This window comes from Streptococcus sp. 22.1, assembly GCF_016648645.1.
Taxonomy (GTDB): Bacteria; Bacillota; Bacilli; order Lactobacillales; family Streptococcaceae; genus Streptococcus.
Map to the genome: position 1 here is coordinate 68,036 of NZ_JACLQK010000003.1, position 16,323 is coordinate 84,358.

Annotated in this window: 13 protein-coding genes; 11 read left to right on the forward strand and 2 right to left on the reverse strand. The window is 39.5% G+C overall.

The features are described from left to right. Window positions 1–57: 57 nt before the first annotated feature. A complete protein-coding gene (nrdH, locus tag H7U04_RS02105; protein ID WP_004182714.1) occupies window positions 58–282 on the reverse strand; it encodes a glutaredoxin-like protein NrdH in 225 nt (74 codons plus the stop codon). Window positions 283–613: 331 nt separating this feature from the next. On the opposite strand from nrdH, the gene acnA reads away from it, so the two are divergent. The 9 genes from acnA to H7U04_RS02150 all read left to right on the forward strand — a co-directional run bounded on the left by acnA (window position 614) and on the right by H7U04_RS02150 (window position 12,448). Next, window positions 614–3,277 carry an aconitate hydratase AcnA gene (acnA, locus tag H7U04_RS02110; protein WP_110980971.1) on the forward strand — a complete coding sequence of 888 codons (2,664 nt, stop codon included), beginning with the start codon at window positions 614–616 and terminating at the stop codon, window positions 3,275–3,277. Window position 3,278: 1 nt separating this feature from the next. After that, on the forward strand, window positions 3,279–4,403 hold the full coding sequence (locus H7U04_RS02115) for a citrate synthase (RefSeq protein ID WP_002890679.1): 1,125 nt from the start codon (window positions 3,279–3,281) through the stop codon (window positions 4,401–4,403). Window positions 4,404–4,416: 13 nt separating this feature from the next. Further along, a complete protein-coding gene (gene icd, locus H7U04_RS02120; RefSeq protein WP_110980970.1) occupies window positions 4,417–5,592 on the forward strand; it encodes an NADP-dependent isocitrate dehydrogenase in 1,176 nt (391 codons plus the stop codon). A gap of 261 nt (window positions 5,593–5,853) precedes the next feature. Further along, window positions 5,854–6,117 (forward strand): phosphocarrier protein HPr, encoded by a 264-nt coding sequence (locus tag H7U04_RS02125; RefSeq protein ID WP_002884015.1) that lies wholly within the window; start codon window positions 5,854–5,856, stop codon window positions 6,115–6,117. A 4-nt stretch (window positions 6,118–6,121) separates the two neighbouring features. Continuing rightward, window positions 6,122–7,855: a phosphoenolpyruvate--protein phosphotransferase gene (ptsP, locus tag H7U04_RS02130; protein WP_002890681.1), complete on the forward strand. Its 1,734-nt coding sequence runs from the start codon at window positions 6,122–6,124 to the stop codon at window positions 7,853–7,855. A 219-nt stretch (window positions 7,856–8,074) separates the two neighbouring features. Then, the gene (locus H7U04_RS02135) at window positions 8,075–9,508 is read left to right on the forward strand and encodes an NADP-dependent glyceraldehyde-3-phosphate dehydrogenase (protein WP_002890682.1); all 1,434 of its coding nucleotides are present in this window, start codon (window positions 8,075–8,077) and stop codon (window positions 9,506–9,508) included. A gap of 115 nt (window positions 9,509–9,623) precedes the next feature. Next, window positions 9,624–10,451: an alpha/beta hydrolase gene (locus H7U04_RS02140; RefSeq protein ID WP_201042905.1), complete on the forward strand. Its 828-nt coding sequence runs from the start codon at window positions 9,624–9,626 to the stop codon at window positions 10,449–10,451. A gap of 46 nt (window positions 10,452–10,497) precedes the next feature. Further along, window positions 10,498–11,238, forward strand: a complete 741-nt coding sequence (locus H7U04_RS02145; RefSeq protein WP_002884014.1) for an esterase family protein — start codon at window positions 10,498–10,500, stop codon at window positions 11,236–11,238. 46 nt (window positions 11,239–11,284) lie between these two features. Further along, window positions 11,285–12,448: an ATP-grasp domain-containing protein gene (locus H7U04_RS02150; RefSeq protein ID WP_049528776.1), complete on the forward strand. Its 1,164-nt coding sequence runs from the start codon at window positions 11,285–11,287 to the stop codon at window positions 12,446–12,448. Between the two features lie 52 nt (window positions 12,449–12,500). On the opposite strand, the gene H7U04_RS02155 is transcribed toward H7U04_RS02150, so the two are convergent. Beyond that, window positions 12,501–13,583, reverse strand: coding sequence for a DEAD/DEAH box helicase (locus H7U04_RS02155; RefSeq protein WP_049528780.1), 1,083 nt, complete (start codon window positions 13,581–13,583; stop codon window positions 12,501–12,503). Window positions 13,584–13,674: 91 nt separating this feature from the next. On the opposite strand from H7U04_RS02155, the gene udk reads away from it, so the two are divergent. Together udk and H7U04_RS02165 are read left to right on the forward strand one after the other, a co-directional pair. Beyond that, window positions 13,675–14,310: a uridine kinase gene (gene udk, locus H7U04_RS02160; RefSeq protein ID WP_002890688.1), complete on the forward strand. Its 636-nt coding sequence runs from the start codon at window positions 13,675–13,677 to the stop codon at window positions 14,308–14,310. Window positions 14,311–14,346: 36 nt separating this feature from the next. Next, window positions 14,347–16,266, forward strand: coding sequence for an ABC-F family ATP-binding cassette domain-containing protein (locus tag H7U04_RS02165; RefSeq protein ID WP_049528783.1), 1,920 nt, complete (start codon window positions 14,347–14,349; stop codon window positions 16,264–16,266). Window positions 16,267–16,323: the final 57 nt, after the last annotated feature.

The window sequence follows — 16,323 nt, forward strand, 5'->3', positions numbered from 1 at the left end:
TAAGGTTAAAATATTAAACTAAGCAAACAAGTTCCTTTCTATTTAAAAACTTGATAATTAAAGGATTTCTTTAAGTTTAGTCGGTTGAAAACCTGAAAAGACGATATCGCCTGCTTCAATAACTGGAGCAGCAGTGAAACCAAGACTTTTTACGTAATCGATTTTTTCTGGTTGTTCATCAATGTTGATTTCTTCGAAATCAGCACCTTCCTTTTCCAAGAATTTTTTAGTCATTTTGCACTGCATGCAGTTGTTTTTAGAAAACAATGTAATCTTTGCCATTGCAAATACTCCTTTATAAAAAGATTTTAAGTGACTAGGAGTCACTTTTTCAACTCTAATAGAATACCCAAAATATTGGGAAAAATCAAGCTAAATATCTTAAGGAAATACAATATTTTGTGTTTAGTATTGAAACACAACCCTATATCTTGTGTTTCAAAGGCTTTTTTAAGTTCTCTAAATTGAATAGAATTTGTTTATGAAAATGGCTAAAAAAGAAATATCTCACTATAAATGTTATGTAATATAACATCAAAATGCCGATTCTATTTGTTTTTTCAAAAATAACAGTGTAGAATAAAGAAAATTTTTAACTAATGGAGGTTCAAGTATGCAAGAATACTGTTCAAATCTAACTGTAAATGGTAAGACATTCTCTTTCTATGATCTCGAAAAAGCAGCAAAATCTCATGATGTTAAGGTCGGAGAACTACCTTATACCATTCGAATACTACTTGAAAGTCTCCTCAGAAAAAAAGATGGTGTCGATGTTAAGGAATCTCACATTTCTGATCTAATAAAATTTCCGAATTTTCCAACAATTTCTGAAGTACCTTTTAAACCAAGTCGTGTTATCTTACAGGATTTTACAGGGGTTCCTGTTGTTGTTGATTTAGCTTCCATGCGTGATGCTATAGTGGCTAATGGAGGTAAAGCCGAATTTATTAATCCCGAGATTCCAGTAGATTTGGTCATCGACCACTCTGTCCAAGTTGATTCATATGGATGTGATACTGCTCTTGAAGATAATATCAATCTAGAGTTTAAACGTAATAACGAGCGCTATGAGTTTCTTAAGTGGGCCGAACAGTCTTTTGAAAATTACCGTGCTGTTCCACCAGCAACAGGTATTATTCATCAGGTTAATATTGAATTTTTGAGTGATGTCATTATTGAAAATGATGGGCTCCTATATCCTGACTCTATGTTTGGTACAGATAGTCACACGACTATGATTAATGGTATTGGCGTTCTTGGTTGGGGTGTTGGTGGAATTGAAGCTGAAGCAGCTATGCTAGGTGAAGCGTCTTATTTCCCAATTCCAGAGGTTATTGGTGTACATCTGACAGGAGAGCTGCCTAAAATTGCCACAGCAACAGATTTGGCTCTCAAGATTACTCAGGTGCTTCGTTCTGAAAATGTGGTTGGTAAATTTGTTGAGTACTTTGGACCTGGCTTGAAGAGTTTATCTCTAGCTGACCGTGCTACTGTCGCTAATATGGCACCGGAATATGGTGCGACTTGTGGTTATTTTCCTATTGATGACGAGACTCTTAACTACATGCGTTTAACTAATCGTGATGAGGAACATATCCAAGTCACTGAAGCCTATACAAAAGCCAATCATCTTTTCTATGATCCAAGTAAAGAAGCCAAGTATACTAAGATTGTTGAAGTCGATTTGTCATCTATTAAACCTTCTATCTCAGGTCCTAAACGTCCACAAGATTTGATTCTCTTATCTGATGCTAAGCAAGAATTTCAAGATGCAGTGGTACGTGACGCAGGTGTCCGTGGTTTCGGTTTGGATAATGAAGAGTTAGCAAAAACTGCAAAAGTTGATTTTGAGGGTCATTCAGAAACAATTCAAACGGGTCATGTTGCCATTGCAGCAATCACATCATGTACCAATACCTCTAATCCTTACGTTCTTATGGCAGCCGGTCTTTTAGCCAAAAAAGCGGTTGAGAAAGGGCTCAAAGTCTCTCCAACAGTCAAGACCTCTTTGGCGCCTGGATCTAAAGTCGTTACAGGTTATCTCAAAGCTTCAGGCTTGCAAACCTATCTAGATAAGCTTGGCTTTAACTTGGTAGGTTATGGTTGCACAACTTGTATTGGTAATTCTGGAGATTTACGTCCTGAAGTGGCTAAGGCTATTGTAGACAATGACCTCCTAGCGAGTGCTGTATTGTCAGGAAATCGTAATTTTGAAGGGCGTATTAATCCACTTGTTAAAGCGAATTTCTTGGCTAGTCCACCATTGGTTGTTGCTTATGCCTTGGCTGGTAACACGAATATTGATTTGACAACTGAGCCTCTAGGCTTTGACGACAATGGTCAAGCTGTTTATTTAGAGGAGATTATGCCTTCTCGTGATGACATTGAGACTTATGTTGATAAATACGTCACCCGTCAACTCTTCCAAGATGAATATGCCAGTGTCTTTTCTGATAGCGAGAAGTGGAATGCCATTCCTACTGAACAAAGTCAAAATTATAAATGGAATCAAAACTCTACCTATATTCAAAACCCACCTTACTTTGATGCTTTAGGAGATGATTTGAGTATTAAACCATTGGATGATTTGAAGGTTTTGGCTAAATTTGGAGATACGGTTACAACAGACCATATTTCTCCAGCGGGTAATATTGCCAGAAATAGCCCAGCAGCTCGTTATTTGACTGAGAATGGTGTTGATTATCAAGAATTTAATTCTTATGGTAGCCGTCGTGGAAATCACGAAGTCATGATGCGAGGAACTTTTGCTAATATTCGTATCAAGAATGAGCTAGCAGATGGAAAAATTGGTGGATATACTAAATATGATGGTGATATTCTACCTATATATGATGCTGCTATGAAATATAAAGAAGCTAATCAAGATACGCTTGTAATTGCTGGTAAGGATTATGGTATGGGCTCTAGTCGTGACTGGGCTGCTAAAGGTGCAAATCTCCTTGGTGTGAAAGTAGTGCTTGCTGAGAGTTTTGAGCGTATTCACCGTTCAAATCTAGTTATGATGGGGATTTTACCAGTACAATTTATGGAAGGGGAAAATGCTGAAAGTCTTGGATTGACAGGACATGAGACCTTTAGCTTTGATCTTTCAGAAAATCCAGGTGTCCATGATGTTATCACTGTTACAGCTTTAACACCTGAACAAACCAAAACATTTAAAGCCTTGGTACGCTTCGATGCAGATGCTGATATTCGCTACTATAAAAATGGTGGTATCTTACCAATGGTTGTAAGAAAAAAATTGAAGGGAGCCTAATATGACAACAGTTGAAATTAATGGACTTAAGGATATGATTGCCTGTAATACTAGGATTTCATCTATTATTGATGACCATTTATCCTATGCAGGATATGATATTTCCGAGTTTATGGAAAATAAAGCGTCTTTTGAGGAAGTGATTTATCTCTTATGGAATGGTCATCTTCCTACGCAAATGGAACTCAAGTATTTTGAAGCTGAGTTGCGTAAGAACTATGACATTTCAGATGCTGTAGAACAATGCATTCTTATCCAATCTCGTCCACATTTGCACCCAATGAGTGTTTTACGTTCAACAGTTTCACTTCTTGGGGTATACAATGTGGATGCTGAGGAGAAATCCATGGAAGCCGTTTATCAGCAAAGTATTGAATTGATGGCTAAATTGCCAACAATTATTACGACTTTTGCACGCTTACGCACTGGTAAAATGCCCCTCAAACCAAGAGAAGATTTAGGTTTTGCTGCTAATTTTCTTTACATGCTGAATGGTGTTGAACCTTCTGAAATTGAAGTTGAGGCTATGAATAAGGCCTTAATTCTACACGCTGATCATGAGTTGAATGCTTCAACTTTTGCAGCGCGTGTTTGTGCTTCGACTCTGACAGATATTTATTCTTGTGTTACAACAGCTATTGGTGCTCTAAAAGGTCCTCTGCATGGTGGGGCTAATGAACGCGTCTTTGATATGCTTAAAGAAATCCGCGAATCAGGTGATGTTTATGCTTACTTGCAGGAAAAACTTGACTCTAAAGAGAAAATCATGGGATTTGGGCACCGTGTATACAAGAAACAGGATCCTCGTGAAATTTTCTTAAGAGATATGGCTAAAAAGTTGACAGAGGGTACCGAGAATGAAGAATTCTTTAATATGTCTCAAGAAATTGAAGAGTTCATGAAAGATAAGAAGGGATTAATTCCCAATGTAGACTTCTATTCAGCCACCGTATACCATACTCTAGGAATTGACAGCGATATCTTCACACTTATCTTTGCAATGAGTCGTGTTGCCGGCTGGATTGCTCATATTCAAGAGCAGCAAAAAAATAACAAATTGATTCGTCCTCGCTCACAGTATATTGGACAAGAAAATATGACCTATATTCCTTTAGAAAAACGCTAGGGAGGAAAGCTATATGGCAGAAAAAATCGTAATGACAAATGGACAGCTTCAAGTTTCTGATAGTCCAATTATCCCTTTTATTGAAGGGGATGGTGTTGGACATGATATCTGGAAGAATACCCAAGCAATCTTTGATAAAGCAGTAGAAGTAGCCTATGAAGGAAAGCGTCATATTGAGTGGCAAGAGCTCCTAGCTGGTAAGAAGGCTTATGATAAAACAGGAGAATGGTTGCCGAAAAAAACATTGGAGACTATTCGAGAAAGTTTAGTTGCTATTAAGGGTCCGCTTGAGACGCCAGTAGGTGGAGGGATTCGTTCTTTAAATGTAGCTTTACGTCAAGAACTTGATCTCTACGCTTGTGTTAGACCGGTTCGTTACTTTGAAGGAGTAGCAAGTCCGCTTAAGGAACCAGAAAAAACGAATATTACTATTTTTCGTGAAAATACTGAAGATATTTATGCGGGAATTGAATGGGAAGCGGGAACAACAGATGTTAAGCGCGTGATTGAGTTTCTCCAGACAGAAATGAATGTTAGTAAAATTCGCTTCCCAGAATCAAGTAGTATCGGAATCAAGCCAATTTCAATAGAAGGAAGTAAACGTCTCATTCGCTCGGCTATCGACTATGCTCTCAAGAACAATCTAAAAAAAGTGACCTTGGTTCATAAGGGGAATATTCAAAAATTTACAGAGGGTGGCTTCCGTAAATGGGGTTATGAAGTGGCTCAGGAAGAATATAAAGAAGAATTGCTGGCTGGTCGTTTAGAGATTAATGATATAATCGCGGATAACTTTCTACAACAGATTCTTTTAAATCCAGAAAAATTTGATGTTGTTGCCTTAACCAACTTGAATGGTGATTATGCCAGTGACGCCTTAGCTGCACAAGTTGGTGGTATCGGCATCTCCCCTGGAGCCAACATTAACTATCAAACAGGCCATGCTATTTTTGAAGCAACACATGGAACAGCTCCGGATATCGCGAATCAAGATAAGGCTAATCCTTGCTCAGTTCTATTATCTGGCTGCATGCTTCTAGATTATATTGGTTGGACTGAGGCAGCTCAACTGATTACAAGTGCTATTGAAAAGACATTTAAAGCTGATATCTTTACAGCTGACTTGGCATTTGGAAAACAAGCTTATTCAACGAGTGCCTTTAGCAATCAAATTCTTTCAATTATGTGATTGTTTTTGCTCGAAAATGAAAATTAACGATTGAAAACACCATGAAAGAAATTTTCTGAAAATGTTGTAAATAACTAGAGACTAGTATTTGCTTATGTTTAAAAAAATGAAAATGAGCAGCAAAATGAGAGACAGGCTTTTGAAAAACTTGTAGAAAGTACGTTTTAACCTTGATAATCTCAATTAGCTATGTTATAATTCTAAATTGTAAGGGTTATCATTGATAACTCAAATATTCCAAACTAAGAAGGAGAATCCATTATGGCTTCTAAAGATTTCCACATTGTTGCAGAAACAGGTATCCACGCACGTCCAGCTACTTTGCTTGTTCAAACAGCTAGCAAATTTGCTTCAGATATCACTCTTGACTACAAAGGTAAAGCAGTTAACCTTAAATCAATCATGGGTGTTATGAGCCTTGGTGTTGGTCAAGGTGCTGACGTAACTATCTCTGCAGAAGGTGCTGATGCTGATGATGCAATCGCAGCAATCGCAGAAACAATGACAAAAGAAGGATTGGCATAAGAATATGACAGAAATGCTTAAAGGAATCGCAGCATCTGATGGTGTTGCAGTTGCTAAGGCATATCTGCTTGTTCAACCGGACTTGTCATTTGAAACTGTAACAGTTGAAGATACAAGTGCAGAAGAGGCTCGTCTAGATGCTGCTCTAGCGGCGTCACAAGACGAGCTTTCTGTTATCCGTGAAAAAGCAGTTGAAAGCCTTGGTGAAGAAGCGGCAGCCGTTTTTGATGCTCACTTGATGGTTCTTGCTGACCCAGAAATGACTGGTCAAATTAAAGAAACTATCCGTGCTAAACAAGTTAATGCTGAAGCTGCTTTGACAGAAGTAACAGACATGTTTATCGCTATTTTTGAAGGTATGGAAGATAACCCATACATGCAAGAACGTGCAGCGGATATTCGTGACGTTACAAAACGTGTGCTTGCTAACTTGCTTGGTAAGAAATTGCCTAACCCGGCAACAATCAACGAAGAATCAATCGTTGTTGCTCATGACTTGACACCATCTGATACAGCTCAGTTGAACAAAAAGTACGTAAAAGCCTTTGTTACTAACATCGGTGGACGTACAAGTCACTCAGCTATCATGGCGCGTACACTTGAAATCGCAGCTGTTCTTGGAACAAATAACATCACAGAACTTGTCAAAGATGGTGATGTTTTGGCTGTTTCAGGTATTACTGGTGAAGTTGTTATCAACCCAACTGAAGAGCAAATTGCTGAGTTCAAAGCAGCTGGTGAAGCTTACGCTAAACAAAAAGCTGAATGGGCTCTCCTTAAAGATGCTCAAACAGTTACTGCTGATGGAAAACATTTCGAATTGGCTGCTAACATCGGTACACCTAAAGACGTTGAAGGTGTAAATGATAACGGTGCAGAAGCTGTTGGTCTCTATCGTACAGAATTCTTGTATATGGATTCTCAAGACTTCCCAACTGAAGATGACCAATATGAAGCTTACAAAGCAGTTCTTGAAGGTATGAACGGTAAACCTGTTGTCGTTCGTACAATGGATATCGGTGGGGATAAAGAACTCCCTTACTTCGACCTTCCTAAAGAAATGAACCCATTCTTGGGTTACCGTGCTTTGCGTATTTCTATCTCTGAAACTGGTAATCAAATGTTCCGTACACAATTGCGTGCTTTGCTTCGTGCATCTGTTCACGGTAAATTGCGTATCATGTTCCCAATGGTTGCTTTGTTGACTGAGTTCCGTACTGCTAAAGGTATTCTTGAAGAAGAAAAAGCTAAATTGGTTGCTGAAGGTGTTGCCGTTGCAGACGATATCGAAGTAGGTATCATGATTGAAATCCCAGCTGCAGCTATGCTTGCTGATCAATTTGCTAAGGAAGTTGATTTCTTCTCAATTGGTACAAATGACCTTATCCAATACACAATGGCTGCTGACCGTATGAACGAACAAGTTTCATACCTTTACCAACCATATAACCCATCAATCCTTCGTTTGATTAACAATGTTATCAAAGCGGCTCATGCTGAAGGTAAATGGGCTGGTATGTGTGGTGAAATGGCCGGTGACCAAACTGCTGTTCCACTTCTTGTTGGAATGGGCTTGGATGAGTTCTCAATGTCAGCGACATCTGTTCTTCGTACACGTAGCTTGATGAAGAAACTCGACACAGCTAAAATGGAAGAATACGCTAACCGTGCTCTTACTGAATGTGCAACAATGGAAGAAGTTCTTGAACTTTCAAAAGAATACGTTAACGTAGACTAATTATAAAAAGTGGAGGCTTAGGCTTTCACTTTTTTTTATATCTAAACGGAGACAAAATAATTGACTCATTCTTTAGTTAGGAGTAGAATACGGCTAACCTAGGTTAACAATTTTAACTATTTTTTGTCAAAATTTTCTGAATAATTCTCGTTTAAATCTTGGAATATTTCTAAAAAAATGATAAAATAGGTCTTATAATAGATAAAAGGAGTTACTATCTTGGCTAAACAATACAAAAACTATGTCAATGGTGAGTGGAAAACATCTGAAAACGAAATTACTATTTACGCACCTGCAAACGGTGAGGAACTTGGATCAGTTCCAGCTATGAGCCAAGCTGAAGTGGACGAAGTCTACGCAGCAGCTAAAGCAGCACTCCCAGCATGGCGTGCGCTTTCATATGCTGAACGTGCAGCTTACCTTCATAAAGCAGCAGATATCTTGGAACGTGATGCAGAAAAGATCGGTCAAGTTCTTTCTAAAGAAATCTCTAAAGGTTTGAAATCTGCAATCGGTGAAGTTGTTCGTACTGCTGAAATCATCCACTATGCAGCTGAAGAAGGTTTGCGTTTGGAAGGTGAAGTACTTGAAGGTGGTGCCTTTGACGCTGGTAGCAAGAAAAAAATTGCTGTTGTTCGTCGCGAACCAGTAGGTCTTGTACTTGCTATCTCTCCATTTAACTACCCAGTAAACTTGGCTGGTTCTAAAATTGCTCCTGCCTTGATTGCTGGTGACGTTGTTGCCTTCAAACCACCAACACAAGGTTCTATCTCAGGTCTTCTTTTGGTTGAAGCATTTGTTGAAGCTGGTATCCCTGCAGGTGTCTTGAACTCTATCACAGGTCGTGGTTCTGTTATCGGTGACTACATCGTTGAACACAAAGCAGTTGATTTCATCAACTTCACAGGTTCAACACCAGTTGGTGAAAACATCGGTCGTTTGGCAGCTATGCGTCCAATCATGCTTGAACTTGGTGGTAAAGATGCCGCTATCGTTCTTGAAGATGCTGACCTTGACTTGACTGCTAAAAACATTGTTGCTGGTGCCTTTGACTATTCAGGTCAACGTTGTACAGCTATCAAACGTGTCCTTGTAATGGATAGCGTTGCAGATGAATTGGTAGAAAAAGTAACTGCTTTGGTAGGTAATATCACTGTTGGTATGCCTGAAGAAAGCGCAAGCGTTACACCACTTATCGATACAAAAGCTGCTGACTTCGTTCAAGGTTTGATTGATGATGCAGTTGAACAAGGTGCTACTGCTAAAACTGAATTGAAACGTGAAGGTAACCTTATTTACCCAGCAGTCTTTGACCATGTAACAACTGATATGCGTCTTGCTTGGGAAGAACCATTTGGTCCTGTATTGCCATTCATCCGTGTATCTTCAGTTGAAGAAGCAATCAAGATTTCTAACGAATCTGAATTTGGACTTCAAGGTGCTGTCTTCACACAAGACTACCCACGTGCATTTGCAATTGCTGAACAACTTGAAGTTGGTACAGTTCACATCAACAACAAAACACAACGTGGTACAGATAACTTCCCATTCCTTGGTGTTAAAGGATCTGGTGCCGGAACTCAAGGTGTGAAATACTCTATCGAAGCTATGACTCGTGTGAAATCAACAGTATTTGATATCGCAAACTACTAAGAGTGTAGCTATTCAATCATTAAAAAAGTGTAAAGAGTCCCAATAATAGGGGCTCTTTTTCTTTTAAAATATGGTATAATAGAACTAAATTTCGAATATAGAGAGTTTTCTGACAATGAATAAATCTTATTTTTACTTGGTTATGAAGACGCATGAGTTAGAGGTACCATACACCGGTCAACTTCGTCGTGTGCGTGTTCTTCTACCTAAGAACTATGAAACGGATACAGATCGTTCTTACCCTGTCGTGTATTTCCATGATGGTCAGAATGTTCTTTATAGTAAGGAGTCGTTTTCTGGCTATTCTTGGAAGATTATCCCAACAGTCAAGCGTAATCCTGATATTTCGCGCATGATTGTTGTAGCCATTGATAATGATGGTCCTGGCCGTATGAATGAGTATTCTGCGTGGAAGTACCAAGAATCTAATATCCCTGGTGTCCAGTTCGGAGGTAAGGGTGTAGAGTATGCAGAGTTTGTCATGGATGTGGTTAAACCCTTTATTGATAAGGAATACCGTACCCTCTCTGACCGTCAGCATACAGCTATGATTGGTTCATCTCTCGGTGGTAATATTACTCAGTTTATGGGGCTTGATTATAAGGAGCAGATTGGTTGTCTTGGGGTATTTTCTTCAGCTAACTGGTTGCATCAAGATGCCTTTGATCGCTACATGTCGCGTCAAAAATTGGATGCAGATCAACGTGTTTACATTTATGTAGGGACGGAGGAAGCTGATGATACTGACAAGACCTTGATGGCTGGTAATATTAAGCAGGCTTATATAGACTCTTCATTGAGCTATTATCATGATTTGATTGCTCGTGGGGTTGATTTGGAAAATATCAAGATTCACATTCAATCTGGTGCTGAACACAATGAAGAAGCTTGGGCCGAGAATCTACCAGACTGTCTTCGCTTTTTCGCTGAAAAATGGGACTAGTCTTTATTAACGCAAATTAATTTAATTTAGGAAAAGGAATATAAATATGAATATCGAACATCTTAGCCACTGGAGTGGTCAACTTAACCGTGAAATGTATGTTAACCGTTATGGGCACGCTGGTATCCCTGTTGTGGTTTTTGCCTCATCAGGTGGTAGCCATAACGAATACTATGACTTTGGTATGATTGATGCTTGTGCACGTTTTATCGAAGAAGGACGCGTACAATTCTTTACTCTTTCAAGTGTGGATAGTGAAAGCTGGCTATGTGATTGGAAAAACCCACATGATCGTGCTGAAATGCATCGTGCTTATGAACGTTATGTTATTGAAGAAGCTATTCCATTTATCAAACACAAAACTGGTTGGTTTGATCCAATGATGACAACAGGTTGTTCAATGGGGGCATACCATGCGCTTAATTTCTTCTTGCAACACCCTGATGTTTTCAATAAAGTAGTAGCCCTTAGTGGTGTCTACGATGCTCGTTTCTTTGTGGGTGAGTTTGGAGGGGACGAAGCTATTTACCAAAATTCCCCATCAGATTATATCTGGAACCAAAATGATGGTTGGTTTATCGACCGCTACCGTCAAGCTGAGATCATCGTATGTACAGGTCTTGGTGCATGGGAACAAGATGGTCTTCCATCTTACTATAAACTCAAGGAAGCCTTTGAACAAAAGAATATTCCAGCTTGGTTCTCTGAGTGGGGTCATGATGTCGCTCACGATTGGGAATGGTGGCGTAAACAAATGCCTTATTTCCTTGACAATATGAACCTATAATTTCTTTGTCCATCCCATCTAAATAACTATAAAAGAGGAATTACTAATGAATTATCTTGTTATTTCACCATACTATCCACAAAACTTCCAACAGTTTACAGTTGAACTTGCTAATAAGGGCATCACTGTTCTTGGTATTGGTCAAGAGCCTTATGAACAATTGGATCAACCTTTGAAAGAGGCTTTGACTGAGTACTTCCGTGTAGACAATCTGGAAAACTTGGATGAAGTTAAACGTGCGGTAGCCTTTCTTTTCTATAAACACGGACCAATTGACCGAATCGAATCTCATAACGAATACTGGTTGGAATTGGATGCTGCTCTTCGTGAACAGTTCAATGTTTTTGGTGCTAAGCCAGAAGATCTTAAGAAGACTAAATTTAAGTCTGAAATGAAAAAACTCTTCCAAAAAGCTGGAGTTCCAGTTGTACCTGGTGCTGTCATTAAAACTAATGAAGATGTGGATAAAGCTGTGAAAGAAATCGGTCTTCCAATGATTGCTAAGCCAGATAATGGGGTTGGTGCAGCTGCAACCTTCAAACTTGAAACAGAAGATGATATCAATCACTTTAAGGCTGAGTGGGATCATGAAACAGTTTATTTCTTTGAAAAATTTGTAACTTCAAGCGAAATCTGTACTTTCGATGGTTTGATTGATCATGATGGTAATATTGTCTTCTCGACAACTTTTGATTATGCCCACACACCACTTGACTTGATGATTTACAAGATGGATAATTCTTATTACGTTCTTAAGGAAATGGATCCTAAGTTACGTAAGTATGGTGAGGCAATTGTCAAAGAATTTGGTATGAAGGAACGTTTCTTCCATATTGAGTTCTTCCGTGATGGTGACGATTATATTGCTATTGAATATAACAACCGTCCAGCAGGTGGTTTCACAATCGACGTGTATAACTATGCTCACTCTTTCGATTTGTACAAGGGGTATGCGGATATCGTTGCTGGCGAACCATTCCCAGCTTCTCAGTTTGAGCCACTTTACTGTTTGGCGACTTCACGTCGTGCAAGCTCTCACTATGCTTATTCAGAAGAAGAACTTTTTGATAAGTATCGTGAACAACTTAAAGTTAAGAAAATCATGCCTGCAGCCTTTGCAGAGTTGCAAGGTGACTTCCTCTATATGTTGACAACTCCAAGTCGTGAGGAAATGGAACAAATGATTGAGGACTTTGGTAAAAAAGCCTAGTCTGTATATGTTAAAAGCACTTCAGAGTAAACTGAAGTGCTTTTGTAATGCCTTATTTTTCGTGAAGTTCTTGATTTTTAAGAACCAGTTCTGAAACTTTAGCGAATTTTTTAAGTTTTTTGAGGTCTTCTGGATGGGTTACAAAGCTAATGACGCTGCCTTCATTTCCCATACGACCAGTACGTCCTGCACGGTGAGTATAGGCTTCGCGATCTCGAGGAATATCGAAGTTGATGACTACCTCTAGATTTTCAATATCGATGCCGCGTGCCAAGAGGTCAGTACCTAGTAAGAGTGAAATCTCATGATTCTTGAATTTTTCCAAGATAACCTTACGGAATTTGACGTTGATGTCACTAGCCAATGATATCGCTGAAGCCCCGTTAAATTGGAGGCGTTCTTCAGTAGCCCCAAGGTCAGATAGACTGTTAAAAAAGACAAGACTACGGAAGTCAGGTATATTGGAGAACTTACGGAGAAGTTCGACACGGTTACGTTTATCAACACTGATAAAATAATGTTTGATGGTGTCAAGTTCTTGATCAGATAGGTCATAAACGATGGTATTTTCGACAAGATTTTGATCATCAATTTTGTTGGTTGCCGAAATATAAATCATTTGATGGTCACGAGGAACATGGTGGCTGATTTTTGTCACAAAGTGGTATTGGCTATCACTGAGAAGCTCATCAAATTCATCTAGGACGATGGTGTTGACATTCATCATCTTGATCTTTTTGAGTTTAATCAGCTCAAAGACACGGCCAGGTGTTCCGATGAGAATTTCCGGTCCTTTCTTCAGGCGTTCAATTTGTCTCTTTTGACTAGAGCCAGAAAGGAAGAGTTGGGCAGTGAGTCCTAGTGGCTCAGCCCATTGTTTGGTCACATCAAAAATCTGTCCAGCAAGCTCTGAATTAGGTGCTAGGATAAGCAATTGCTGAGATTTTTTGGGCTTGAGTGAGAGGAGCAATGGGAGAAGGTAGGCTAGAGTCTTACCTGTTCCTGTAGGACTGATACCTAGGATATTGTCTCCTTCAGTGATTGGTGCAAAGAGTTCTTTTTGAATGGCAGTCTCTGTAGTGATTCCTTTTTCTTTAAGGAGGTCTTGCCATTGTTCAGGAAAGTTTTTAAACATAAAAGTCTCATTTTCTATATGGATTTGCTTTTATTATATCATGATTTAGTGTAGAATAAATAAGAAAGACTATATTAGATAGGAATTTACCATGCCTAAAAAACCGATTATTATTGGGGTTACGGGTGGCTCTGGTGGAGGTAAGACCAGTGTTTCTCGTGCCATTCTATCAAATTTTCCAGATGAGAAAATTGCTATGATTGAGCATGATTCTTATTATAAGGATCAGTCACATTTGACTTTTGAAGAGCGTGTATCAACTAACTACGACCATCCCTTTGCCTTCGATACAGATCTTATGATTGAACACATCAATGAGCTGATTGCTGGGCGTCCAGTGGATATTCCGATTTATGACTACACCCAACACACTCGTAGTGAAAAGACTTATCGTCAGGAACCACAGGACGTCTTCATTGTTGAAGGAATTTTGGTACTTGAGGATAAACGCTTGCGTGATTTGATGGATATCAAGCTTTTTGTAGATACTGATGATGACATTCGTATTATCCGTCGTATCAAGCGTGACATGGAAGAGCGTGGCCGTAGCTTGGATAGTATTATTGAGCAATATATCAGTGTGGTTAAACCTATGTACCACCAGTTTATCGAACCTACGAAACGCTACGCAGATGTGGTGATTCCTGAAGGTGTCACAAATACTGTTGCTATCGATTTGATTAATACTAAGGTAGCAAGCATTTTGAAAGAAAGTCAGAAAGCCTAAGCAGGAGCTTGGCTTTTTTGGTATAATTGAAACGTTATGATTATTTTACAAGGAAACAAGATTGAGCGCTCTTTCTCAGGGGATGTGCTCTTTGATAATATTAATATTCAGGTAGATGAACGTGATCGTATTGCCCTTGTTGGACGTAACGGTGCTGGGAAATCAACCCTATTGAAAATTTTGGTTGGAGAGGAAGCGCCGACAAGTGGTGAAATCAACACAAAACGTGATTTGAATTTGTCTTACTTAGCTCAGGATAGTCGCTTTGAGTCTAGCAATACCATCTATGCGGAAATGTTAAATGTTTTTGCAGGTCTTCGTGCAGACGAAAAACGCCTTCGTGACATGGAAATGAAGATGGCTGAGTTAACTGGGTCAGACTTGGACAAGTTAATGACTGACTACGATCGCCTTTCTGAGGATTTCAGACAGCGAGGTGGTTTTACCTATGAATCTGATATCAGAGCCATTCTCAATGGTTTTAAGTTTGATGAAAGCATGTGGGAGATGCCTATTTCAGATCTTTCTGGAGGGCAAAACACGCGCTTAGCTTTGGCGAAAATGCTGCTTGAGAAGCCTGAACTCTTGGTACTGGATGAACCGACTAACCACTTGGATATCGAAACTATTGCCTGGTTGGAGAATTACCTGGTCAATTATCAGGGAGCTCTAATCATTGTCAGTCACGACCGTTATTTTTTGGATAAGGTGGCGACAGTAACCCTGGATTTGACCAAACATAGTTTAGATCGTTATGTCGGAAACTATTCAAAATTCATGGACCTTAAGGCTGAAAAGTTGGCCACTGAAGCAAAGAACTTCGAAAAACAACAAAAGGAAATTGCTAAGTTGGAGGACTTTGTTAATCGTAATATTGTCCGTGCTTCTACAACTAAGCGTGCTCAAGCCCGTCGCAAACAGCTAGAGAAAATGGAACGTCTGGATAAGCCAACAGAAGGCCAGAAGTCAGCTAATATGACTTTTCATGCGGATAAGGTCTCTGGGAATGTGGTCTTGACAGTTAAGGATGCTGCTATTGGTTATGACGATGAGATTCTATCGGAGCCTATTTCCCTGGATGTTAAGAAAATGGATGCAATCGCCATTGTGGGTCCAAATGGTATCGGGAAAACAACCTTTATCAAGTCGGTAGTGGGTAAATTGCCTTTTATCAAGGGAACGTCAACCTATGGTGCTAATGTTGAAGTGGGTTACTATGACCAAACACAATCTGCCTTGACACCGTCGAACACTGTTCTTGATGAGTTGTGGAATGATTTTGCGACAACTCCTGAAGTTGAGATTCGTAACCGTCTTGGAGCCTTTCTCTTCTCAGGTGATGATGTCAAAAAGTCTGTTTCAATGCTTTCTGGTGGTGAGAAAGCTCGCCTGCTCCTAGCTAAATTATCAATGGAAAACAACAACTTTCTCATCCTAGATGAGCCGACCAACCACCTGGACATTGACAGCAAGGAAGTCTTGGAAAATGCCCTCATTGACTTTGATGGAACGCTTCTCTTTGTCAGTCATGACCGTTACTTTATCAACCGTGTGGCAACCAAAGTGATGGAAATTTCTGAGGATGGGGCAACCATTTATCTTGGAGATTATGATTACTACCTTGAAAAGAAGGCGGAGCTTGAAGAGTTAGCACGTCTTGAAGCAGAGGAAAATCAAGTAACAGAGGAAGTCCAAGTAGCTTCAGCGGGTGCTAGTGATTATCAAGCTCAAAAAGCCAATCAAAAAGAGATGCGTAAATTAAGCCGACGCATTGAGCAAATTGAAAATGAGCTAGAGACGATTGAAGAACGATTGGAGGAAATCTCTGCTGCCATGCTTGAAACAAATGACGTGGCAGAATTGTCTGACTTACAGAAAGAGCTGGATGACTTATCAGTCAATCAAGAAGCTCTGATGGAAGAGTGGGGTGACCTATCAGAACAATTGGAAAGTTAAGGAATGATGAGAACCTTTTCATGTTTTGAGTTGTGAAAGGCTTACATTGTTGGTATA

Excerpts from the sequence above, each read along its gene's own strand:
- H7U04_RS02145 (WP_002884014.1), top strand. The coding sequence starts at position 10,498 with ATGAATATCGAACATCTTAGCCACTGGAGTGGTCAACTTAACCGTGAA.
- H7U04_RS02125 (WP_002884015.1), top strand. The coding sequence starts at position 5,854 with ATGGCTTCTAAAGATTTCCACATTGTTGCAGAAACAGGTATCCACGCA.
- H7U04_RS02150 (WP_049528776.1), top strand. The coding sequence starts at position 11,285 with ATGAATTATCTTGTTATTTCACCATACTATCCACAAAACTTCCAACAG.
- acnA (WP_110980971.1), top strand. The coding sequence starts at position 614 with ATGCAAGAATACTGTTCAAATCTAACTGTAAATGGTAAGACATTCTCT.
- udk (WP_002890688.1), top strand. The coding sequence starts at position 13,675 with ATGCCTAAAAAACCGATTATTATTGGGGTTACGGGTGGCTCTGGTGGA.
- H7U04_RS02140 (WP_201042905.1), top strand. The coding sequence starts at position 9,624 with ATGAATAAATCTTATTTTTACTTGGTTATGAAGACGCATGAGTTAGAG.
- H7U04_RS02115 (WP_002890679.1), top strand. The coding sequence starts at position 3,279 with ATGACAACAGTTGAAATTAATGGACTTAAGGATATGATTGCCTGTAAT.
- H7U04_RS02165 (WP_049528783.1), top strand. The coding sequence starts at position 14,347 with ATGATTATTTTACAAGGAAACAAGATTGAGCGCTCTTTCTCAGGGGAT.
- nrdH (WP_004182714.1), bottom strand. The coding sequence starts at position 282 with ATGGCAAAGATTACATTGTTTTCTAAAAACAACTGCATGCAGTGCAAA.
- ptsP (WP_002890681.1), top strand. The coding sequence starts at position 6,122 with ATGACAGAAATGCTTAAAGGAATCGCAGCATCTGATGGTGTTGCAGTT.
- H7U04_RS02155 (WP_049528780.1), bottom strand. The coding sequence starts at position 13,583 with ATGTTTAAAAACTTTCCTGAACAATGGCAAGACCTCCTTAAAGAAAAA.
- icd (WP_110980970.1), top strand. The coding sequence starts at position 4,417 with ATGGCAGAAAAAATCGTAATGACAAATGGACAGCTTCAAGTTTCTGAT.